The sequence below is a fragment of the Microbacterium sp. CGR1 genome, assembly GCF_001266755.1.
In the GTDB taxonomy this organism is placed as follows: Bacteria; Actinomycetota; Actinomycetes; order Actinomycetales; family Microbacteriaceae; genus Microbacterium.
This window is the reverse complement of the sequence record NZ_CP012299.1, coordinates 2,802,909-2,826,452: the sequence shown is the minus strand read 5'-3', so window position 1 is coordinate 2,826,452 and position 23,544 is coordinate 2,802,909. Positions and strand designations below refer to the sequence as shown.

At 62.3% G+C, this 23,544-nt stretch carries 10 protein-coding genes; 4 read left to right on the top strand and 6 right to left on the bottom strand.

From position 1 onward, the window contains the following. Positions 1-7: 7 nt before the first annotated feature. The 5 genes from pglZ to AKG07_RS13625 are packed head-to-tail and all read right to left on the bottom strand — an operon-like array spanning position 8 to position 10,748. A complete protein-coding gene (gene pglZ, locus AKG07_RS13645) occupies positions 8-2,518 on the bottom strand; it encodes a BREX-1 system phosphatase PglZ type A (RefSeq protein ID WP_171821971.1) in 2,511 nt (836 codons plus the stop codon). Then, on the bottom strand, positions 2,511-5,969 hold the full coding sequence (pglX, locus tag AKG07_RS13640) for a BREX-1 system adenine-specific DNA-methyltransferase PglX (protein WP_053098415.1): 3,459 nt from the start codon (positions 5,967-5,969) through the stop codon (positions 2,511-2,513). Before pglX ends, pglZ begins: the two co-directional genes overlap by 8 nt. Beyond that, positions 5,969-9,529, bottom strand: a complete 3,561-nt coding sequence (brxC, locus tag AKG07_RS13635; RefSeq protein ID WP_053098414.1) for a BREX system P-loop protein BrxC — start codon at positions 9,527-9,529, stop codon at positions 5,969-5,971. The genes pglX and brxC overlap by 1 nt, the downstream gene beginning before the upstream one ends. A 2-nt stretch (positions 9,530-9,531) precedes the next feature. Next, positions 9,532-10,134, bottom strand: coding sequence for a DUF1788 domain-containing protein (locus AKG07_RS13630; protein ID WP_053098413.1), 603 nt, complete (start codon positions 10,132-10,134; stop codon positions 9,532-9,534). After that, the gene (locus AKG07_RS13625) at positions 10,131-10,748 is read right to left on the bottom strand and encodes a DUF1819 family protein (RefSeq protein ID WP_233277282.1); all 618 of its coding nucleotides are present in this window, start codon (positions 10,746-10,748) and stop codon (positions 10,131-10,133) included. The genes AKG07_RS13630 and AKG07_RS13625 overlap by 4 nt, the downstream gene beginning before the upstream one ends. A gap of 334 nt (positions 10,749-11,082) precedes the next feature. Here AKG07_RS13625 and rmuC point away from each other — a divergent pair, with 334 nt between their 5' ends. The 3 genes from rmuC (at position 11,083) to AKG07_RS13610 (ending at position 15,956) form a co-directional block, all read left to right on the top strand. Beyond that, positions 11,083-12,660 carry a DNA recombination protein RmuC gene (rmuC, locus tag AKG07_RS13620; RefSeq protein ID WP_233277281.1) on the top strand — a complete coding sequence of 526 codons (1,578 nt, stop codon included), beginning with the start codon at positions 11,083-11,085 and terminating at the stop codon, positions 12,658-12,660. 239 nt (positions 12,661-12,899) lie between these two features. After that, entirely contained in the window at positions 12,900-14,513 is a 1,614-nt protein-coding gene (locus AKG07_RS13615; protein WP_150115137.1) for a hypothetical protein, read from the top strand. 441 nt (positions 14,514-14,954) lie between these two features. Then, positions 14,955-15,956, top strand: a complete 1,002-nt coding sequence (locus AKG07_RS13610) for an SDR family NAD(P)-dependent oxidoreductase (RefSeq protein WP_053098410.1) — start codon at positions 14,955-14,957, stop codon at positions 15,954-15,956. Positions 15,957-16,095: 139 nt separating this feature from the next. On the opposite strand, the gene AKG07_RS13605 is transcribed toward AKG07_RS13610, so the two are convergent. Next, on the bottom strand, positions 16,096-16,800 hold the full coding sequence (locus AKG07_RS13605; protein ID WP_171821970.1) for a uracil-DNA glycosylase: 705 nt from the start codon (positions 16,798-16,800) through the stop codon (positions 16,096-16,098). A gap of 211 nt (positions 16,801-17,011) precedes the next feature. Between AKG07_RS13605 and AKG07_RS13600 the strand changes: the two genes are divergently transcribed. After that, complete coding sequence (locus tag AKG07_RS13600) at positions 17,012-23,464, top strand: DUF3320 domain-containing protein (protein ID WP_082297943.1); 6,453 nt, start codon at positions 17,012-17,014, stop codon at positions 23,462-23,464. Positions 23,465-23,544: the final 80 nt, after the last annotated feature.

Sequence of the window (23,544 nt, the reverse complement as noted above, 5' to 3'; positions counted from 1 at the left end):
CTTCCTTCTAGAAATCTGGCGTAGCCGTGATCCGGTTCGTGAACATGTGCTTGTAAGGCACCTGCCACGAGTTGCTGTTGGAGTTCGGCTGTTCAAGTCGAAGCTCGACCTGCGCACCGAGCGGGACGCCGGCGTCGGGGCGGATCTGAAGCTTGATCTCCTGCAGGCGATCGCGCTCGTCACCTGTCGCGGCAAAGACGACAACCACCTGGTCGGATATCAAGGCATCACCGTAGTAGAAGGCAGCACGAAGCTCGCGCGCGTGAGTCCGCTCGCTAATCGGTTCGGACTGCAGCAAACTGATACGCACGATCGCGTTCGTCAGCACATCGCTCTTCGGCTTGATCTGCACGTCGACGAGCTTGACGCCGCTCTTGCCCTTGCGGGTGACACTGATAACGGGCACGACGACTTCCTGCAGCATCGCACCACCATGGACGAAACGGTCTGCGGCGCCTTGAAGCTTCTGTGTGAGTCGGTAGATCGACTTCGGGATGTGCACCTGCCAGTCGCCGGCGAGCCCAAGTTGTGACGAGGCGTACGTGTTGAAGGACGCTGTCTGTTTGAAGTCCTCGCCGAGCAGGAAGCGACGGTCTCGGTACTTGATGTCACCGTGCGGTTCTTCACCGAGTTTGCTGCCATCGCCAATCTTTGATTCTTGAAAGAGAAAGCCATGGTCGCTTGTGACAAGCACGTTCGCGTCAGCGGAGGTGAGGTTGCCGATCAGCCTCGTCAGTTCTGCGATGGCATCTCTCGCCGCCTCGGGAGTGCCGGACTCGGCGCCGAGCTTGTGGCTGCGCTTATCGATGGTGTCGTGGTAGACGTACACAACCTTGTGTTGCTGCAAATAGGGCCGCAACTCATCCTTGATCTTTTTCGCGAGCACATGGTCAGCGCTGATGGCGGTGCCTCCGATCGCCTCGAGGACCTTGGTTCGGTTGACGAGGCCACCGGCCGGCTTGCCATCAAGGACGACGTCGCTTCCTTTGCCCGCAAATCCGATGGTCGTATGCGGGAGCAGGGACGCCATGCCCAGTTGCGTGTAGCTCGGCAAGGCACCGAGGATGACGTCGAGCTTCGCGTCGTAAGCGATCTTTGTGTCGCTCCGCAAAGCGGAGGCGAGCTCGTCGGCGACCTCATAGCGAAGCGCATCCGAGACGACCACGACGACGCGGCGCCCTTGCGAGACGATCGGGTCGACGAACGACTTATAGAACGTTAATTGCGGCCGGAATGCGACTGACTTCCACGACTGAACGGCGTCGATCTGCTTCTGCCACTCGGTCGCGAGTGGGAAGACGTACTTGTTCGTGTAGAAAAGCTCGACCTGTTCAACGAGTGGGGCAAGATGATCGGCGTGCTCAGTGGCGCGAGTAGCGAGAAGGAACTGTCGGTACCGCTGGTCGATGCGGTACCAGCGGTCCTTGTACTTCGTCAGCCCGTCGTCGAAGTCCGCAATGGCGACACTCAGTGTGCTGATGTCGTGGAGCAGTTCAGCGGCTGAGCGGATCGCCGTGTAGAGGGCCCGGACTGACGGGTCGAGGGTGTACCAGAACGTGGTCTGGCGAGCCTTCTCCGCATCTTGCACGTCGCGGAGGGTGATGCTCTGGTTGCTGACGCCGAACGCGAGATCGCCGATGATCTTCCAGTCGATCGCCTCGAAAACGTCGGAACTGAGGAGATCGCGGTAGTCCCGATTCCCAATCTGATCTGTTATGCCGAAATCGCGCTCGACGCGGCGGGCGAGCGTTGCCATCGCCTCTCGGCTTCGCACGTCGTTCCGCCAGGCGCTGTAGTCGTGTCGAAGCCCGACTCGAGCGGAACCAAAATCGGTACTCGCCTCCCTGAACACCCACTCGACCAAGTCGCCGATCTTGGGATCGGCCGACGCGTAGCCGTAGATTGCTTCGGCCCCTTCCCAGTAGAAATCAGTCAATCCGTACGACAGGAGTGCGCTGTAGCCGTCCGACGATCCAGCGGCATTCTCGATGAGGAGGGAACGTGTGAGCTCACCGAAGCTGTGTGCCTTGATACCGAGCGCGACTGCACTCATCTTCGCGCGGAGCACCGTGCGGTCGTTTTCGGCGCTGAGTAGACCCTTGAGCTTTGTCTTGCGATCAGCGCTGTTGAAGAACTTCGGATGCTGAGCAACGACCGGTTGCAGGGAAAGCGCGAGGCCGAGATCCTGCGCGTCCATCGAAGCGCGGTCAGCGGTGAAGACGCCGTAGGCGAGTTCGAGGTCCCATAGCCAGTTGCCGATGCCGTCGGGAATGGCGCCTCTGCGGTAGACGATGAAGGCTTGTTCCGGCTGCTCGTTCAGCAGCCGATGTTTGACCGCATACTCGTCACCGTCGACCCGAATGACCTCAACACCGTCGAGCTCCGCCTCGAGCTGATCGAGGTCGCCCTCGTACTCGCCTTCCGGGTCGTGCCAGAAGACGATGTGACGGTCATTTGCTTTCCGCCCGTTCGCGAAGCGCTCAGCGAGTCCCTTCTTCAGGACGCCGACGTCACTCACCACCGCCGCCCTTCTTCAGACCGATGTCCTTGAGTGCAGCACCGAGCTTCTGGTAGTTCACGAGAACGCCGTCGTCGAGATCAAGGACGATCTGCTCGCCCGCGAGCGGGAAGAGCACGTCGTGCTCGTAATCGCGAAGCTCCACCAGGACCTTGCGAATCCGGTCAGCTTCCTTCAGCGCGGTCGCGACATCGCGAGTCGACGCTCCGCCAATACCGGACGCTACGCGCTCCTGGTGCTCCAAGTTGGCCTCCAGCTTGCCGATGAACTCCCGCAGATATCCGGTGAGCACCGTCGATGCTGTGGACGGGGTGTAGCGGTGCAAGTAGATCAAAGCGCTGAACGAACCCTTCGGGCTCCGGAAGAGCCAGTAGATCGGCCGCTTCTTGTAACGCTTCACATGGTCGCCGTAGAACCACTTCACGAAGTAGTCACGGATGTCTTTCACGCCAAGCGAATCGGTAACGAAGCGCAGATTCTCCTCGAAATGCTCTTCACCGAAGGCAGCACGAAGAAACGTGCGGAAGCGAGCGGCGATGTCGTCCTCGAACCAGTCGCCATCGACGATCGGGATCACGTTGTCCTGATCGGGCATGAACGACGGGTTTGGCGACCTTGACAGATAGTCGGCGACCGTGCTGCCCTGATCCGCGAGAATCAGCCCTGACTCGTCGAGGCTGTAACGCCCGAACATGCAACCCACCGCAAACGAAGCCAGGTCTGAAGCCACCTCCGCAAAAGTCGGCGTCGGGCGCTCGGATTGAATGAGGCCACGTACCTCGGACTCGTCGCCGCCGGAAGTTTCCAAAATACGTCGACGCCAGTAGTTATCGCTCTCCGCTTCGAGCTCGGCGATCTGCCGTGCGCGTCTCCGCGCGATCTCAGCGAGGCTCTTATAGGCCTCAGCAACTGGTCGCTCACCGCCGCGCACAAGCGGGCTTGTCTTAAAGCCGTGGGCAGTCTCTTTGTCGGCCCACTCTGCCCGGGCGGCCGCCACAAGCTCGCTAACACGCGAAGCGTCGTCTAGGCCAGTGATGTGTGGCAATCGGGATACGTCGCCAGACTGATAGGTAAGCGTCGGTGCGAGTACATCCAGTCCGTCCCGAGCTGCCTGACTGTTCAGGTACCCAAGCAGGTTCAGTGCGCTTTCCTCGTCCGAGAAGAAAATCGACATCCCGTTGATGTCGAAGATGGAGCCCTGCGGGAGCAGACGAAACTTCGCGCCGTTCGTGCCCGTCTTCGACCAAGTTATACAGGGGCGAAAATAGAACTCGGTGTTCTTGATCGTCCGGCTTGCGCTTCCCCATCTCGAAGCAGCCTCCGCGATAACCGCTTCTCCGTCCTTGGCCCAGTCGATCACGTGCTCCTGGTTTCCCCACCAGGCAATCGGCGACCCCCCCTTGTTGTATAGGAACCATCGGCGGCCGGAGGCTAGCGCCTGAGCGCGCGAACCGATGTCAAACCCTGAGTCCCGTTGCGACACCTCCCACCAATAGCGCAAGAAGCGATCGTTGTCCCCTGTGGCTAGCCCCTGCTTCACATCGAAGTCACTGCCCACACTCTTGGTAGTCAGGTAGGCACGCAGAAGCGGCGCGGGGAAGTCGAACGCGAACGGTGCGCTCGGCAACGCATTGAAGATGCGGACATCGAGTTCGTGAACTTCGGCGCTGGCTGGCGGGAGCGCAGTCACTTCTCCAGCGGCTATCACGGAAGCGGAGATACGGAAGAAGGTCGTCCTGGGCCCCAAACTCGCCCCACTGAGTAGCACAGTGGCCGCAGTGTTCAGAACTACGCCGAACGCCGACCTATCGATTGCGGCGACAGCGATCGGTCGGGCACGCTTCAGCACTGTCGATCGCATTCCTGCAAAGGACGTCGTGAAGATCCAGGATTCGCTCGTGACCAAGGCCGCGATGCCTTTCGTCTTAACGAGTCCGAGTCCCCTGTCAACGAACATGGTGCAGAGGTCTACCCACGACTCTGGGTAACTGCGAGATGCAAGTTCACGAAGTAGGCTGGAGTAACTCTTGCTACCCATGTAGGGCGGGTTCGCCACAACGACCGAGTACCGCTGCGACAGGTAGTTGGCCTGCTGGAGAACGACGGCCGATCTATGGAGTGTCTCCGCGTGTATTATGTCACCGTCGGCGTCGGCAAGGTCGATCGCAGCCTTGAGCGGTTCAGAGAGTTGTACGTTCGGTTGGATGAGTGATCCGAACGTGTCTGCGTGCTCGAAGGCGTTCCAAAACTCGTCAAGGTCGCCGCGGACGTAGGTCCCGTCATCCGTGAGAGACCATAGAAAGTCGAGCTCCGCAGGCTCGAAGTGCACATTCTCCAGCACACAGACGTTCGGCTGGATCGGGTTCTTGAGGAACAGTTTCCGCTTCGCGGCGGCCTTCATCGTCAATGCGAACGCGGCCAGAGCTCCAGCCCGCTGATCGATCTCGGTGCCGTACAGGTTGTGCTGGAGGATCAGTCCGGGGATCTCCGCCGGGTCGTAACCTCTCTCCGTGTAGATCGCGTAGAGCAGGTCGAAGGCGTAGGTGAGCATGTGCCCCGAGCCGGCTGCCGGGTCGATGACCTTCAGTTCCTCTGGTTTCGTGATCTTCAGGAAGTCGGACTCCTCGTCAGCAGGCTCGATGTAGTAGTCCATCTGCTCGGCCAGCCGAGACGATGGGTTGTTCAACAGCCAGAGTCGACCGAGCGAGTTCTCCACGAGGTACCTCACGATCCAGTGCGGGGTGAAGAGCTGGGTGGCGGCAGGGATCTCGGCGGCCCCGGCCTTCCTGTTCTTCTTGAATCCGTCGAAGACCTCGTCTTTTCGCTCCGATATATAGAACTGGTAAAGCCATCCGATCACCTCGACATCGCGGCAAACGTCCCCGGTGAGGGTCTTCACCGCGCGATCGCGGACCGAGTCAACGGCGAGCAGCGCCGCCGGAATGAGCAGTTCCGTGTAATCGCCTTCGCGCTCAAACATGAACGGCATGGCTTTGTGCCAGGAACGACAGTACGCCTCGAGGAGCAGACCATAAGCCTCTCCGTCGGGATCTTGGCTCGGGCGCGTTCGATTGAAGAGCGCAGTGATCGTCTCCTGCGTCTTTGCCGGCACAACGGAGCTGTCGAATGTGCCCGCCTTCGCCTCGGCGAGCACCTCTGGCTGACCAGTAGTGCGGCCAACTTCGGGCGAGACGATGGCGGATGGGGTGTAGCCATTGGCATCCATGAACCGCAACGCGATGATTCGGTTAAACCAGGTGTACGCGACCCGGTCGACGACCTCGTCGCGCCCGTCGCTGACGATTGCCTGCTCCAGGCGGCGGACGGCCGAAAGAGACTCGACGCGGGCGAGCGAGTTCTCCGCGAGCACGACGGACACTCGCGCTCCAACTTCTTTGATCAGATCGGTCCGTGCCTTCGTGGCGAAGGACTTGAGCGTTGCAGTTTCCATCAGCGCGTGATCCGTTTCCCCTCGGCGATAGCGGACTGGAGTGCAACGCGGAGCGCTTCGACGTACTCATCGACATCCGCTGCAGTCGTAAGCACGAACTTCCCGCCGACAATCTCAACGTGCGAAATGTGCACAGCGGGCTTCGGTTTGGGCGGGCGGGGGGGCTCTGGTGATGCTGCTCCCCCGTCCCCGCGCGCGAAGTCGGACTGCTCGCCATCACGCGGAACTGTTACAAGCCGCGCGGCGGCGAGGTCGGCAACGAGCGATGGGAACGTCGACGTCGCGAAGGTATTGGCAGCGAGCTTGATTTTCGAGATGCTGGTCTCTTCCCACATCTGCTGGATCGCGCGGTCAACCCGATCAAGGGCCCGGCCCTGCGCGGCTTCGTTCGCCTCGTTGTACTCGGTTGTGCGCTGCAGCTGAATGCGGCGTTGCTCGATCGCATCAGCCGCCTTCCCCTGCTCATCCCTAACAAGCTCGTCGATCAGCTGCCGCAATGTGTCGGCCTCGTTCTGAAGATCCACGATCCGCGGGCCCCGGAAAACAGCGAGATCATCCAGTAGCACTTTCGCCGGCTCGGCCGATCCCTTGGGGAGATAGCCGAGGTTGTCACTCGCATCTTGAAGGAACCTCCGGACTCCGTCGTAAATCACCTTTCGATCGTCGTTCAGGAACGCGCGGATCGGGTCGAGGACGGTCTCCTTCGCCTCTGCCAGTTCGTCCGCCTGTGCGAACTCCGTCAGATACCACTCATCAGTCTTCCCGACGACGCTCGCCAGCAGGGCGATCGAAGGGTCAAGCCGCGCGATGAACGGGTAATCGTATGCGGCGCGCGCCTCCTTGAGTCTGGCTAGCTGGTCCTTCAGTTTGTCGGCGCCGAAGTGCGCCAGCTCCAGCGGGTCCTTCGGGGTGACGCCCTCGTCGAAGAAGTCGGTGACAAACTTGCGGAAGGCGGTGACCTTCTTCTCGTCGTAGCTCTTCTGCAGGCCGATCTTGAGGTTGACGAGCTGCTGGGTGTTCTTGAGCAGCGGCGGTACCTCGGTGCGCTTGAGCACATTCCCGTTATGCTCAATCGTGATGCGTGAGCCGCCGAAGAGGTAGGCGATAACGACCAGCGTCGAGGCCTGGTCCCAGCCGTAGGGCTTCCCGGTGAACTGATCGACGATCGTCTTAACCGTGACCTGCTGGCCGATGTTGGCTCGCTGCTGGACACCGACCGAGTAGACCTCATTCGCGGCATCCGTCAGTGCGGTGTCGACGATGACGAGACCGTCGGCTGGCGCCTGAACGAGCTTCTGGACGTCGGACTCGGTGTAGACCTTGCCGCCGAGAAGCGACAGCTGCGGGTAGGCCTTCGTCACCAGCACGCTGAAGCCGTCGAAGACCCGGTTGTCGGCGACCTCGCTGCTCGAGTCCACATCCACCGTGTAGACGATGAGGGATGCCTTGCCAATCGCGCGGCGCAGGCGCTCCAGCAGTTCCTTCTTCCGCTCCAGGTTCTGCTGCGCCTTGGCGCCGAGGAGGCGCTGCTGCACCGCTGTGAGCGACCCATTTTGCTTCTGCTTGACGTACTTCTCGGTCTTCAGCAGGAGCCGCAAATCACCGAAGAGTCCCGCATCTGCGTCGAGGACAACCCGAACCTCGTCAAGCCCCGTACTGTGCGCGCGGATCGTCTGCAGAACGTGCGGGTAGCCGGGCGTGAAGAAGTGGACGGTCAGCGTGTGCTGCGGGCCATAGCTGACGTCGTCGATCCGGTAGCCGAAGCTGTAGTCAAGGTAGTCACCTTTACCGGTCCTATATCGGAATTTGGGGGTCTTGAGCACATCTTGCGACAGCATCTCGAAGAGCCGCTTGCCGACCTCGGAGCTATCGAGATCGACGATCTTTATCTCGTTCTCGATCTCCTGCTCTTCGTTGGTCAGGTACTCGTAGGTATCGCCGTTTCGCTGCACATAGGTCTGCGTCTCCAGCAGCGCGAGGGCCTCCTCGACGTTCCTCGTGAGCTCCTGGAGGTTTCGACCAAACTGGTCGTATACGAGCACCGTCAGGTTTCGCGCGGTTGCGCGGAAGCCATCAACGTACTTGACCAGGAACAGCGCCTTGAGCACACGGACGGCCAGTTTCGTGACATCCGAATCCTGATCGGGGAGGTTCTTCTCCGCGACGTCAATCGATCGCTTCGTTGCTGCCTGAACGGTGTCGCGGATGCCGGCGAATAGGTTGTCGAAGGCGGCGATCTGGCCGACGTCAGTTCCGTCCAGTTCCTTCGCCACCTGCTGCACGACGCCGAGCATCGATCGTTCACCTACTGAGGCGTGTCGGCCGGTGAACGCGTTGTGCTCGGAGAGGCCGACCAAGGCGGCGCTGAAGAGCGGGAACTGGTAGTTCACGAAGGGGTAGGTCGAGACGAAGCGCGCCTCGTCCGGGTAATTGGGGTAGGTGCGTCCACCGACAAAGTCGAAGAGGGTCTTGAAGTTGCCGGACTCCTTGGCATAGATCGACTTCAGCTCCACCCCGCCGGCCACGTTCTTCGCCAGGAGGCGTTTGCGGATGACCTCCTCGACATCCGCGCTGGAAAGACTGACACGTGTCTTGAACCGGGCCTGGATCTTCGAGAAGTCGTATGCCTGCTGTGCAGATTGGTCTCCGACGATCCGATCGAGCGCTTCCTGGCTGGTCACGAAGACCCAGGCACGGCCGTTCGCCTTCGTGTTCAGGGTCTCGGCGATGGACTGAAGCTGCAGCTTCATCTTCCCGTCTTCGCCGATGAACTGACCGACCTCATCGACGAAGAAGTTGAGTCGTGTGCCGGCCGCCTGGTCGTCGAGCCAGCCGACGACCTCCTTGGCGAATTCGTCGATGTCGACGCGGTAAGAGTCGCGGTATTTCTCAAGGATGTTCTCGGGGGCGCCCGCAGCCGCCCCCGAGATCTCGGCGTAGGCTGCGGCGACGTTCGGCTCCTCCAGCACATCGAGTTCGCGACCCTCAATCCACGGAATTCCGGCGATCCGCTGATAGGTCTCGACGAACTGCGTGAGGAGCCGGCGGGAGTCGAGATCCCGCTCGAAACGGGCGACATGCGGCTGCATGCCGTAGTAGCCGCGGCTGTTGTTGAAGACTTTGATGAAGACCTTCAGAATCGCGTCGGACTTGTCGCCTCCTTGCGCGTCGGCCAATTGGTCGATGTTGAAGAGAAGACTCCGGGCGGGGATGCCCTCTGACTTCTTAAGTGAGGCCTTCAGGAAGTTGTCGGTCGTCTTCGTCTTGAAACTCTCGGCGACCATTGCGCGCGGGAAGTCTTGACCGTCCACGTCTCCAAGCAGGTGAGCCAGCATCTTGAGCAGGTGTGATTTACCTGAGCCGAAGAAGCCGGAGATCCACACACCATTCGCGTTCGTGTAGTTCGTGTATTCCTCCAGGAGGTTCGACAGTGCCGTCTCGGCCTCCTTGGTGAGGACGTATTCCTCGACCTCCGTTCCGAGGTGTGTCGTGTCGTCGGCCTTGATCACACCGTCGATCGGACGAGTGATGTCCTTCTCGAAAATGTCATGGAGCTTCACCGTCAGGCCTCCCGATCCCGGATGTCGAACGCCCGGTAGTAGTTGTCGTCTTTGAGTCGCCCGAAGAGCACAAGCGATGAGCCCGATACTCCCGATTGCTTGTAGTCGCCGGGGAAGAACATGAGCATCGGCTTGCTCGCCGCAACAGTCTGCAAGTTGTTCAGAACGCTATGGGAGCGGATGTACGGGAACACCTCGCCGATGCCAGTCAGAAAGAGGATGTCGTACGGGGCTGCGTCGAGTCGCTCTTTGATCGCTGGGGTCAGTTTTGAACCGGGATCCAGCATGTTCTGCAGTGGTTTGAGGAGGGCGTCCTTCCCTTGCTCGACTTCGAGCTTCAGGAGCCGGTCCCAGACGCCGCGCGCTTGGAGCATCTCGACCGTGAGGTCGTACAGGTTGATCTCAAGGACAGTGGCGCCGTGGTCATTCTTCAGCTTGTTTTTGAGGCGCTTCTTCGCCGCCGCGACGGCCAAGGAATCTTCGGGGTCATAGGGATAGATGAAGAATGGCACTTCATTGCCCAGCCCCTCCATTTCCAGGAATCGCCGGCTCGGGAGCACCGACAGGAGGTGCTGCTCCTGCTCCAGAACCTGCTGGGTCGTCATGCGGCCTCCCTCGTTGGGAAGAGGCGGACATCACTTGGTGTGCGCTTTGCGAGCTCATCGTGGACGCGCGTCGATAGGAAGGTGGGGATGATCCTCCCGTCGTCATCGGTGAGACCCGCGTCGCGCATCAAGAGAAAGATGGTCGAGCGCAGCTTCTGCATCGTCGTCGACGTGATGTGATTGAGTTCGTCGTGCCAGAGCGCTTTTCCACGGATGAACGAGTCGAAATGCTCCGGCAGCACCTCTGTCGCCAACTGGAGGAAACGCTCACGGAGCACCTCCTCTGCGAACTCACCGATGAGCGTGTATCGGCGACAGGTAGCAACCCACATGAGGTGTGCTCGCTCCTCTCCTGTGACGACCGCGAGCAGCGCGACCTCTGAGTCGGTGAGTTCTTCAAGCCTCTGAATCAGCTCCCCGCCCATGCGAGTCGCGGTGCGAGACGCGCGGCTCTGCAACAGGTTGTCAGAATCGATAGCCTCGCGCACCTTTATCCAGTCGTCTAGACGGACGTACATATCGGCCGCGAGGGAGGCACTCTGCAGGAACAGACGGCCGGTCGTGAACGAAAGCTTGTACCGCTGAGACTGATCCCGCGTTGGTCTCACGGTCACCTCGTCCTCACTTCGGAAAGTTGATCAGTCTCTGGTCAACCAACGACCTTGTCTATCTGCCGACGGGGTCGGCTACAAGGCGGACGCCATTCCCCGCCCCCGCCGATCCTAGCGGGCGTCTCGCGTGCAGCAGGTCCGGGCCGCAACCGTGAAGCGTGCCATTCCAATGTAGCCGCGGGATGAGTCCGACGCCGCACGCGAGGAGCGGCGAGGATCGCACGCTTTCCGTCGTGCGCCGCGATCTCGACGCCGGTTCGCGCGCCAATGTCGGAGACAGGGCTTAGTCTGATCGACTGCCCGAAATCAGCGGGCACCAACCTCTCTGGAGTCTGTCGTGGAAACACTCGTCGCAATGCTGCCGATCGTGAACGTCCTGTTGCTCGTCGCCACAGTGATCCTTGTGATCTCGCTCCGGCCGCGCCGGGCCGTGCCCGCTGACGTAGGGCCGCTTCGCCAGGATTTGCAGATGCTTGACGCCGCGATGCGTAGCGACCTTTCCGCCCAGCGTCAGGAAGTGCGTGACGCACTCCAGGCCGGGCACAAGCAACTCGCGCAGCTGCTGTCGGAATCTGCCCGCAACCAGTCCGAAGAGCTCGGACGCGAGCGGCTCGAACGAGCCGAAGCACACGATCGCGTGGATGCGCGGCTCGCCGCCGGCTTCAGCGCAGTCGCTGATCGCATTGACTCGCACGCTCGCGCCAGTGCCACCTCGCTCACCGAGTTCCGAAAGTCCTTCGAGGAACGCTTCGACCGCCTGCGCCAAGATTCTGAGACAAAGCTCGAGCAGATCCGCGTCACCGTCGACGAGAAGCTCCAGGGCACGCTGACGACGTCACTGCGTGAGAACGCGGTCAAGATTGAAGAGCTCACGTCGGCGAACACGGCCAAGCAGCTGGAGATGCAGAGGTTGCTGAGCACGGAACTCGAGAAGCTGCGAACCGGGAACGAAGCAAAGCTCGAGAAGATGCGTGAGACCGTCGACGAGAAGCTGCAGGGGACTCTCGAGAAGCGCCTCGGCGAGTCGTTCGCGCTCGTTAGCGACCGACTGGAGCAGGTGCAGAAGGGCCTCGGGGAGATGCAGACCCTCGCGTCGGATGTCGGGGGCTTGAAGCGTGTGCTCACCAACGTCAAGAACCGCGGAGGCTGGGGCGAAGTGCAGTTGTCGCGACAGCTCGAAGACATTCTGACGCCTGGCCAGTACGAGCAGAACGTCGTCATCAAGTCGGACACCCAGGAGAGCGTCGAGTTCGCCATCAAGCTCCCTGGCCGCGACGACGATGGACGAGTCTACCTTCCGATCGACTCAAAGTTTCCGCAGGAGGACTATGAGCGGCTGCTCGATGCGCAAGAGCGTGGCGACAAGGTCGACATCGACACCGCGAGCAGGAACCTCGAGCGCGCGATCCTCGCGCAGGCAAAGACGATCGCCTCGAAGTACATCGATCCCCCTCGCAGCACTGACTTCGCGATCATGTACCTGCCGACTGAGGGGCTCTTCGCCGAAGTCGTGCGCCGCCCTGGTCTGGCCAGCAAGCTGCAGACCGAGCTCCGCATTCTGATCACTGGCCCGACAACGCTCATGTCGCTCTTGAACAGCCTCCAGATGGGATTCCGCTCCCTCGCCATCGAGAAGCGCAGCTCCGAAGTGTGGCAGGTGCTGAGCGCCGCCAAGGTTGAGTTCCAGAAGTATGGGCAGGTCTGGGACAAGCTGGGACGACAGCTCGAGACCGCTCAGAAGACCGTGAAAGAAGCCGGTGTGCGCACCCGTGCCGTAGAGCGCAAGCTGCGTGACGTCGAGGTCACAGAGGTCGAGGTTGGGGCCGGCGATCTCCCCGCCCCGATCATGCCGGAGGCGGACGAGGCTGGCGTCAATATTGAACAGCTCGATACCGAACTCGTCGACGCCCAGTAGGCCCAGCTGAGGTGTCTAGCCCGTTCAGGCGGCGGTGATTGGTTGAGCAAGAAGAGTCATGCGCAGCTCGGGACCAAGATGCACCGATCGTGAGCTTGGTCCGGCCTGGGCGCGACACCCCTTATACGGATGGTTCGGAGCTCACGACGAACGATGCCTCATAATGAGCAACGCCCGGGTTGTAGAACCGGTCTGAGACGATGTCGGAAGTGAGTATGGAGCGCAGCGAGGGGACCTGCATGAGCGACGAGAATCTGGCGAAGGGGCAGGCTGAGGCTGATGACGTGCCGGGCCCGCAGGAGCTGCCCTCGACAGCTTTGGTCGAGTTCGAGGATGGGCTTGCGCTGTTTCTCGGCGACCACGTGCCCGACGGTCTCCGGCTCGTCCCGTTCACGTTCATGGATCCCGCAACTCGCACCGCCGTATCCACGGCCGCGGGGACTGCCGTCGGCTTCGGGAACATCGCTGCACAAGGTGCGAGTGCTGCGATGCAGGCGCAGGGGATCGTGCGGCTCGCTCCGCAGACGCTACAAGCGTTGAAGACAGCGACGCCGATAGTCAAGGACGGATGGAACCTAGGGACTCTCGCCAGCGGTGGCAAGTTCGCCGCGCAGGTGCGATGGCTCCCGGCCACGGCGGCGACCACCGCATCCGTCGTCGCGGCGATGGGCCCCGCGATCACATTGATGGTCATCCAGTTTCAGCTGAACCAGATCGCGGACGTCGCGAAGCACAATCTCGAACTCACGACGAAGGTGCTCCAGGTCGTACGGCAGGAGCAGTGGTCAGCTGTTAGCGGCTACCACAACACCCTTCTCAGAGAGCTAAGTCATGCGCGACAGATTGGCGAGGTTACGGACGCCGTGTTTGGCGAAGTCCGGGGCTACCAGGGCGAGCTGTCGAGGCAATGGGATGTCTTCGAGACGGCCGTACAGCAACATGTCGTCGAGTTGAGGGCGAAAGTCGGACATAAAGAGCGTCAGCAGTACCTCGCTGACAATGGGCAGGCGGTCATCGCGGACGCCCAGGCTCTCCTGCTCGCGCAGACATCCTGGTTTGTCTATCAGGCGTTGCGCGCCGGCCACCTGCTGAAGACGGCCAAACACGACTCGCAAGATGCGGAGCTGCTGAAGAACCTCGTCACGAACGCTCAGGCTCTGCACGGAAAAACGCTAGACGAGACGGACTGGCTGCTCGATCAACTGGCGCGCGAGTTCGCCATCATCGACCAGCTCCCGGGGAAGAGGACGTTCAAGATTGGCGGTTCGGCTCGCGCCGCGAAAGACGCCGAGAGCATGGTGAGGCAGCTGCAGCAGGCACTGGCGGCTATACGCGGACAGGATGCTCCGACAGAGCCTGAACCGCTGGTTCTGCCGTCGATCACGGTCTTTGAGGGTGATGTTCCCGGCGAGCTTGTCCGCATCCTGCCCTTGCGGCTGGACCCTGGCGAGCATCTGCTCGCCCTCGCAGACGCGTCTTGTGATCGGTGGAACGTGCCACTCCGCGACTCGGGGTGGGTGGCAGTTACAGATCGCCGCATCCTGGTCACTCGGCAGGAATCGTTACGACGGATCGGTGCGATCGACATCGAACTGAAAGTCGATGACATCCGCTACGTTCGCAGGCCCGATCGTGGGGACAGGGCCCCAGTCATGGATGTGATCACAAAGGACGCGAACCTGACCCTCCAGTTCCCCGGCTGGTCGAAGAGTATCAAACACCGTACAGCGGCAAAGCAGATGGGAGAGCTCGTGGCAAGTTTCATGCATCTTCCCCCATCCGAAGTTCCGACCGTTCGACCGCCGGAGATTGAAGCCAACATCGACGGCTCGGTCGCCGCCGTTGTCTCCTGAAGCAGCACTCGGCAGCTAAGCCGATCCTAGAACTCGCCGAGACGGTTCAACCTGGGCCTGTGATCTCGATGCCCCGCGCGTTGATGACGCAAACGCCGTTCGGATGAGTCGCGTGCGCCGCTGCAGTCGCTTCCCCCGGTGCCACGCCTTCGCGGTGACGTGGCGATGCCGCTTCGGGCCCAGGACGAGCCCCGCGACCAAGGGTGCGCAGCGTGAACCGGCTGCCGACCTTCGTCATCGAGGAGAACGCGGTGATGATCGCGTACGGGACCCACGTCGGTACGCCGAAGGCGCAGAAACGCTCGGTGCCCTATGCACAGCGTCTCGCGCCCCTTTGGGGGACTCGAACCTGGCTATCTCGGCAGGGCACAAGACGTGCCGAGCAGACTAGTCTGTTTGTAGACGCACCGTTGCGAAACCCAAGCCTCAAGGAGCTCGACCATGGCCCTCACCGCACACTCCAACATCGGCGACTGGCTGAACGACCCGACCGGCGGGCCACTCATCCGCGCACTCTTCGAACAGACGGGCGCCGACCCCGAGCTCCTCACCCCCGTGCTCGGTCTGCCGCTGCAGCAGCTCGTCGCGATGAGCCAGGGCCAGCTTCCGCAATCGGTCGTCGATGACCTCGTGCGCGCAGCCAACGGCGGCGAGATCCCTGAGGCTGACGAGTCCGAGGGCTGGACTGAGAAGCCCACCGCCGCGCGCTTCGCCGGCAAGACCGTGATCGTCACGGGCGCAGCATCCGGAATCGGCAAGGCCACCGCATCCCGCATCGCCCGCGAAGGCGGACGCGTCATCGCCTCCGACATCGCCGCCGACAAGCTCGACGCGCTGAAGGCCGAGCTGCCGGACGCCGACATCATCACCGTCGCCGGAGACCTCACCAAGCAGGACGCGATCGACGCCGTGATCGCCGCTGCGGGCGACCGCATCGACGCCCTCGCGAACGTCGCCGGCATCAACGACGACTTCTCCCCCGCAGGCGAGACGACGGATGCCGTCTGGGACCGCGTCATCGCCATCAACCTCACCGCCCCGTTCAAGCTCATGCGCGCGGTGCTGCCGATCATGGAGAAGGCCGGCCGCGGCTCGATCCTCAACGTCTCCAGCGAAGCGGGTCTGCGCGGCAACTCGTCGGGCAACGCCTACACGGCCAGCAAGCACGGCATCATCGGCGTCACGAAGTCCGCGGCGTTCATGTACGGACCGAAGGGCATCCGTGTGAACTCCGTCGCACCGGGCGGCGTCGCCACCGGCATCCCGATGCCCCCGAACATGTCAGAGTACGGCTCGGGTCGTCTTGCCCCGTTCCAGCAGGCGATCCCGACAGTTGCGACCGCCGAGCACCTCGCCGCGTCGATCACGTTCCTGCTGTCGGACGACGCCGTGAACATCAACGGTGCTGTGCTGGCATCCGATGGCGGATGGTCGGTGCAGTAAGCACCACGATGACCACGCCCCTGCCGACCCGAACGGCAGGGGCGTTCTTCGTTCTCGAGCCGACGTCGGCTCCTGCTAAGCCCCTCTGGTACGGAAGACTGAGCCGAGGCAGATCGATCTTGTCTCGCCCATCCGATCGTCACGTAGAGGGGGAGATGGCACTCCAGTTGATGACCCTGTCGCCCAGGAACTGGTTTGCTTCCGAGAACACGTACGCACCCTTGAACGGCCGTTGGCCAGTGTTCGACGCCACTGGATGCGCGGCCCGAATGATCGCCTCACGCGGAACCTGTCGCAGCAACGGCATCGCGATCTTCCGTGCGTCCTCGCCGAGCACGACGAACGCGATAGGCGAGCCAGACGCCGCTAGACGTCGGATCACCGTCTCGATGAACGGCTTCCAAAGTCGGAGATGCGATTTTGGCTTTTCACTGAAAACAGTCAAGGCTGTGTTGAGAAGCAGGACACCTCCCGTTGCCCACTCAGTGAGGTTACCTGTCGCTGGCCTGGCGAACTGGATGTCGGGATCCCGTTCGAGATTGAGGAAGATTCGGTGAAGCGCCGAGCGCTTGTCCACCTCTCCCTGTTGAGAGAATGCCAACCCGTCCGCGAGGCCTGACGTGTCGTACGGATCCTGACCCAGGAGCACGACCCTCACATCGGTGGGGGCAACCAGTTCGAAAGCGCGAAACACATTCCGGCGCTCAGGTAGGACGTCCTGCCCGCGCTGGTAGAGGCTCTGAAGATCCGGTGGCCTATCGGACACGCGAAGGTCGAGCCACTCATCCCAGGCGCGCGGAAGAGTTGGACCGTTGGCCGCTTTCGCAACTGACGATGTGTTCACACATCCAAAGCTAGGACCTGCTTGCCCCAGACGTAGCGCGCGATCCACGTTACGCGCCCGTCGACGTCACCGTAACTCGAACCCGCAGTGGCGACGGATGCTGTGCCTATCGGAACTGGCGCTTCCACTCAGTGCGGGCCGCCTAGCTCTCTCATATGCTCAGAGAGGGATGACGGTCCACCAAGGGCGTCGGGGGATGAATAGAGGGTCAATGAGCGACTTCAGTCCGCTTGAATACATCGAGCAGGCATTGACGGCAGCCGCAAGTGCGCTCGGGCCGTTCGTGACTCGACGTCTCTCCGAGGTTGCTCCGGAGGTATCGGATTGGACCCAGATCCTCGCGGCGAAGGACCGGCAGGCCGGCCGGCGAGTGGACCGCTACAACCCCCGTGATCTTTCGCTGCAACTTCGCGTCCTGACGGAGCGGCTCGGTACTCTGGGTTTCCCCTTCACTGACCTCATCGACAGGCAGGCGAGCAACTGTGCGAGTGAGCTCCGCGACGTCCGCAACAAGTGGGCGCACAGTGAAGAGTTCACAGTCGCCCAGACTTTCCGGGCTCTTGATTCGACCGAGATCCTCTTGCGAGCGATTGCTGCCGACGAAGACGCCGACGCGATCGGACTCCTGAAGTCGGAGGTCCTAACAGCGCTGAACACGTCGACCGAATCCACGCACCAGGAACCAAATGAGCCGAACGCCTCTCCCGCGACCCCGGAAGCCTTCGAGTCTCCGACGCTCATCGACGAATCGGGATCCGCTGCCTCGCTCGACGCTTCTGTGCTCAGTCCGTTGAGTTTCGCTGTCGCGCGAACGGGCATCTCGGTCGTGCCACAGCTTACGATCTCCTACCGAGGCCCCGAGCTGCGAGGCGCGTCCGTCGAGGTCGAGGTCGACTGTCAGTTGGGATCGCTGGGAGACCCCCGCGTTCTAATCGTCGACCTCGACGGAGACCATGACACGACTCTTCGCAACGTCGATCTGCGGCTGGATCCAGGTCGCATGCTCGCGGTCGAGTCGCCCATGCCCGGCACGGTTACAGCGACGTTGAGGGACGCGAACGGTGACGAGATCGCGAGCCAACGCTCGGACGTCCAACTACTGGCGGCGAATCAGTGGATGGCCAAGCCGATGCCGCTGAGTCTCGAGTTGCTCGCCGCATTCATCCAGCCTCAGTCGTCGGCCATCAGCGCTCTTCTTGTCGAGGCATCGACGCTTCTGGGCAACCGGACGGGTTCGTCGGCACTCGACGGGTACCAGCAGGGCGATCCTGATCGAGTCGACTCGATGGTCGAAGCGATCTACGACGCCGCACGCGCGCGAGACATCCGTTACGCGGAGCCGCCAGCGAGTTGGGGACTCACGGGCCAGAAAGTGCGCACTCCGGCCGAAGTGCTCGAGGGGCGCCTTGGCACCTGCATGGATACGACGTTGACCCTGGCCGCGGCCCTGGAGGAAGCCGGGATCAACTCGACCCTGTGGCTTCTTGAAGGTCACATCTTCCTCGGATACTGGAGGGAATGGTCGAGCCTGGACGCACCTGCGCAGGCAGAGGCCAGCGAGGCGGTCAACCTCGTCGGACTCGGCAAGATCGGGCTCGTGGAAACGACGAAGATGACCGGAGGGGCGGAATCCGCGCCGTTCGGGGTCGCCCGACGGCAGCCATTCACCGAGGGCAACGTGGATCCCACTCGGGTCATCGGCGTGACCGATGTCTTACAGGCTCGACAAGCAGCTATCTATCCCCTGCCGAGTCGCTCGATCGGCTCGAACGGCGAAGTCACGGTGCACGAGTACCGCGCGGCCGCAGCTCCGGATCCATTGCAGTACAACCCCTCCGCCACGGATCTCGCCGGTGATGACGCGCGCAGGCTGCCTGCGCGCGTGAGCTCGTGGAAGAACTCCCTGCTCGACCTGAGCCTGCGCAATCGCCTCATCAACTACACGCCGTCAGCGGGTCACTCCATCGCCGTGCCGCAGCCAGCTCTAGCCGCATTCGAGGATCTGATCAACAGCGGGTCCCCGATCACACTCCTTCCGAGCGATCGAACCCCCGATGTCGACAAGACCCGCGGTGTTCAGTTCGGACGCGACCTGCCTGAAGCTGTCCGCTCGGACTTGCTCATGTCCCGGAAGTCCGCCTATGTCGACATCACCGAGGGGGCCTACACCGCGCGACTTCGCGCCCTGGCCTACAAGGCGCGCACCATCGCCGAGGAAACAGGCGCGAACAATCTCTACGTCGCGTTCGGAATGCTGCGCTGGCGATTCAACGATCGCGACCTCAGGTCGCCGCTCATCCTCCTGCCTGTGACTCTCGAGCCCGCGGGCCGCGGCTCTGTGTTCCGTATGCGCGTGGACGACACGGGTGAATCCACACCGAACTACTGCCTGCTCGAGAAGCTGCGGGTGACTCACGGCATCCGCATCCCCGGTCTCGAGAACCCGGTGAAGGATGAAGCCGGCATCAATCTCGCAGCTGCATTCGCGGCTGCGCGGCAGGCTCTGGCGGAAGCCCGACTGCCGTTCACCGTAGAGGACTCCGCAGACCTGTCGATCCTTCAGTTCGGCAAGTACCGGCTGTGGAAGGACCTCGACGAGAGTTGGGAGACCTTCACGTCGAACCCGCTCGTCAAGCATCTCGTTCATACGCCGACGGCAGCGTTCGAGGACCCATCACCGTCGCCGACCTCAGTGGATCTGGATGCCCTCGGCACGTCCTTGCCCGTGCCGGCGGACTCCTCGCAACTCGACGCGGTCTCGGAAGCGGTCGCTGACCGGACATTCGTACTCGAAGGCCCTCCCGGCACAGGGAAGTCACAGACCATCACGAACCTTCTCGCTCATGCGATCGTCAACGGCAAGAGAGTGCTTTTCGTCGCTGAGAAGCGCGCGGCACTGGACGTCGTGAAGCAGCGCCTCGATGCCGTCGGACTGGGGCCGTTCTCGCTCGATCTCCATGACAAGGGCGCTCGCCCGAACGCAGTCCGTGCGCAGTTGAAAGAGGCACTCGAAACGACCGCCCGCCCGGACGGCGCCGCCCTCAGCGCACAGAACGAGAACGCCGTATCGAGCCGGAACACTCTGCGCCGGTACGCTGACCGCCTCCACGAGAGCAACACCGCGGGCATGTCGTTCTACACATCGAGGGATCGCCTCCTGGCGTTCGAGCCCGATGCTCCTACGCTCGACATCCCGACCGCTTTCGTCTCGACGAGTTCCACCACGCAGATCGACTTCGTCCGCGCGACGCTGAGACGCCTGCCGGACACTGCCGACCTTGTCCGACCAGCGGAGCTCAACGGGTGGGGCTTCGTCGACGTCACGTCTCACGACCCGTCGGACATCGGGGCCCTGCATCGAGCAGCGATGGACTTCGACCAGGCGATCGGAGACGTCTTCGTCACGACCGGCGAGTCGCCGGCACTCTCGCACAGTACCTCGCCTGAGTTCATCGAACGCTGGTCACAGCTCGCGGGAGCTCCACGCTTCTCTCTTGAGTCCCTCGATCAGCTGCTCCCCCGAGTCCAGTCCGGTGAACTCAGCGCTCTTCAGCAGCACCTTCGAACGCTCACGGCCGCATCACCGCAGTGGACGAACACCGTGAGCCTCCACGCGCTGAGCGCGAACCCGGCGCCCGGTTCCGTTCACATAGCAGCTCAGGCTGCCGATGCCTCTGGGTTCTTCGGCCGACGCAAGCGTCAACGATCGGCGCTCGAGATGTTCGGCGACAGCCTGTTGGTGCCTCTGAAGAGCGTGCCTCCGAAATCCATCGCGCAGTTGACCGGACAGGTGGAAGCGACAGCGGCGTCGGCTGCTGCTCTGCGCAACGGACTCCTCTCGCTCCCCGTCTCCGTGGTCGGTGCGGGTTGGAACCCGTTCGATGCGACCGACGCGGCTCGCGCCGCGTCGCAGCTCGATTGGCTCGTCTGGCTCAGCGGGGCTCTCGAGTTGCGACCTCACGATCTGGACGCGACGATTCTGCGAGAGACCTATCGCACCTCGCCTGCGGATCCGGCGCTCTCCGGTGCGCTCGCAAAGCTCGGGACAGCTTGGCGTTCACTCGAAGTGATGGCCTCGCCGAAGATCGGAGCCGGGGTGTTGAAGAGTTGGGCCTCGCCGCGCGCCGTGGTCGATGCGTGGGGAGCAACTCGCGGTTCGCGGGCACTCGACACCCCTACTCCCACGTCCCTGCAGAGATGGGTGGCGTTCGCTCGGGCGCTCGAGCCTCTCCGAAGCTATGGACTCTCAGACGCACACGCAGCACTCATCTCGGGACGCGTTCTGGCAGACGATGCGTCGATCGCCTTCGACAAAGGCGTGGCGGCCTCATCGTTGGTGGAGCGCGAGCATGCGCAGGGCCTCGAGATGTTCGACCCTCAGGCTCACGGCCGATCCGTCGAAAGATTCACCTCAAGCACAGCCGCGATCCGAGCCGAGCTTCCACGTTGGATCCCCGCCGAAATACTCGGCCGGAGGAAGATCGACGCAGCTTACAGCGGCGGGCGCCTCGGCGAACTCAAACGCCAGATCGGGCGCCAGCGCGGGGGGCTCTCAGTGCGCGGACTGATGGATGGCTATGCAGATCTGATCACGCAGATCACCCCATGCGTGCTGGCGAGTCCCGAATCCGTCTCACGCTTCTTCCCGGCAACCGGCGACCTGTTCGACATCGTCGTCTTCGATGAGGCGTCGCAGATCAGAGTTCCTGATGCGATCGGCGCGATGGGGCGATCGAACTCGGTGGTGGTGGTGGGCGACAGCAAACAGATGCCACCGACCAGCTTCGCCGATGTGGTCACCGACTCCGATGAGGTGGTGACCACGGACAGCACCGCGATCGCCGATGAGGAATCCATCCTGAGCGAGTGTGTCCAAGCGCAGGTGCCCAGACGCTGGTTGTCCTGGCACTACCGGAGTCAGGACGAGGCGCTGATCGCGTTCAGCAATCACAAGTACTACGACGGCCGACTCGCGTCTTTCCCTGCACCCTGGCCGACGAGGTCCTCTTCACGACCCTCGGTATCCGGTCACGGAGTTTCGCTCGTCAGGGTCGACGGTCACTTCAACAGAAGCGGACGAGGACGGGATCTTCGCACCAACATCGTCGAAGCCCGTGCCATCGTCGGAGACATCGCCCGGCGCTTCGCCGCGTCCGACACGCCTCCGTCGCTCGGAGTCGTGACGTTCAATGCGCAACAACGCTCACTGATCGAATCGCTTCTGCGCGACGAGTCGGACGACCGAATCGCCGCCGCTCTGGACCAGCGCGACGGACTTTTCGTGAAGAACCTGGAAAACGTGCAGGGAGACGAGCGCGACACGATCCTCTTCTCCGTGGCCTTCAGCGCGAACGAGCGTGGTGACCTGCCACTCAACTTCGGGCCGCTCTCGCGTGCGGGCGGAGAGCGCCGTCTCAACGTTGCGATCACCAGAGCGCGTCGAGAAGTGATTCTTTTCGCCAGTTTCGACCCTTCAGACCTGCGAGCTGAGCAAACATCATCCGTGGGAATCAAGCATCTGCGCTCATATCTACAACTTGCTGCTGACGGCATCGATGAGAATGCAGACGAGGTAGCCCGGTCCGGATTCGTCGATCGCCATCGAGAAGAGATCGCCACCGCGCTTCGCGACCGAGGACACGTGGTGCAGACGGACATCGGTCTTTCTGATTTCCGCGTCGACATCGCAGTCGCGGCAACAGATGATCCTGAACAACCGGCACTCGCCGTTCTGCTCGATGGCCCGACGTGGCGCGAGCGGCGTACTGTGGCCGACCGCGATGCGCTTCCCACGGACGTCCTGAAGGGCCTCATGAACTGGCCGGGCGTGGAGCGTGTGTGGCTTCCCGAGTGGCTGCAGCAAAGGGAGAGGACGCTCGACCGCATCGATTCCGCCGTGAGGGAGGCCACTTCTGCCGCGCATCGCGCCGCAGAAGAAGCAGTGGCAAAGACACCTTCTCCCGACGTCGAAGGTCTCGCAGCCCTGGCATCGGTCGCCTCCGAGACGAGCGCTCCGGACGAGCCAGGATCGCGCGCGGCAGTGTCCGAGCCCGGCCTCCTTGCGCAATCGGCACCGGCCCCTGTGGTCGCCGATCTGCAGCATCCACGAATCCGTGACTTCTCGGAGTGGTCGTCGCGAACCGCCGGTGGCATCGCCGTACTTGATGCTCTGCCATCGCCGGCCGCGGCTCAGCGAGTACGTGATCTTGTGCACGAGGTAATCACGCATGAGGGCCCTATTCACCGAATGCGGTTAGTGAAGCTCGTGGCCGGCGCCTTTGGTCTGAGCAAGGTCCATGCTTCACGGGCGGAGGCGATACTCCGTTGCGTTCCGTCAGAGTTCGTTCGCTCGAACGACCGGGCGGTCCTGTGGCCTCGAGATGTCGATCCACGCACGTGGCGGGATGTCCGTCGTCCCGTCGAGGGTTCGGCTCGACCCCTCGAGCATGTCCCTCTGGCTGAGATCGCGAACGCCATGGCGGTCGTTGCCGACCTGAGCGGCGGGATGACCGACGAGGAGATCAAGCGTGAGTCGCTCGGCCTCTTCGGTGGAAAGCGCGTGACATCCGGCATCGGCGATCGCCTGAGCGAGGCCCTGGACACCGGGCTGAGCACCGGACGGCTCGAGCGACGTTCCGAAGGCTTGATCGTGGCTGGCAACTGATGGAGTCGTGTCGGCTCCCGCGGCGCTCCGCATAGCCGCAGACGTCGACCCCCGCCACGTGATGGTGCATTGTGGCTGCA

What these genes read in the sequence shown, in the direction of transcription:
- pglX (WP_053098415.1), bottom strand. Translation starts at nt 5,969, where the DNA reads ATGGAAACTGCAACGCTCAAGTCCTTCGCCACGAAGGCACGGACCGAT.
- AKG07_RS13630 (WP_053098413.1), bottom strand. Translation starts at nt 10,134, where the DNA reads ATGACGACCCAGCAGGTTCTGGAGCAGGAGCAGCACCTCCTGTCGGTG.
- AKG07_RS13615 (WP_150115137.1), top strand. Translation starts at nt 12,900, where the DNA reads ATGAGCGACGAGAATCTGGCGAAGGGGCAGGCTGAGGCTGATGACGTG.
- AKG07_RS13610 (WP_053098410.1), top strand. Translation starts at nt 14,955, where the DNA reads ATGGCCCTCACCGCACACTCCAACATCGGCGACTGGCTGAACGACCCG.
- AKG07_RS13600 (WP_082297943.1), top strand. Translation starts at nt 17,012, where the DNA reads ATGAGCGACTTCAGTCCGCTTGAATACATCGAGCAGGCATTGACGGCA.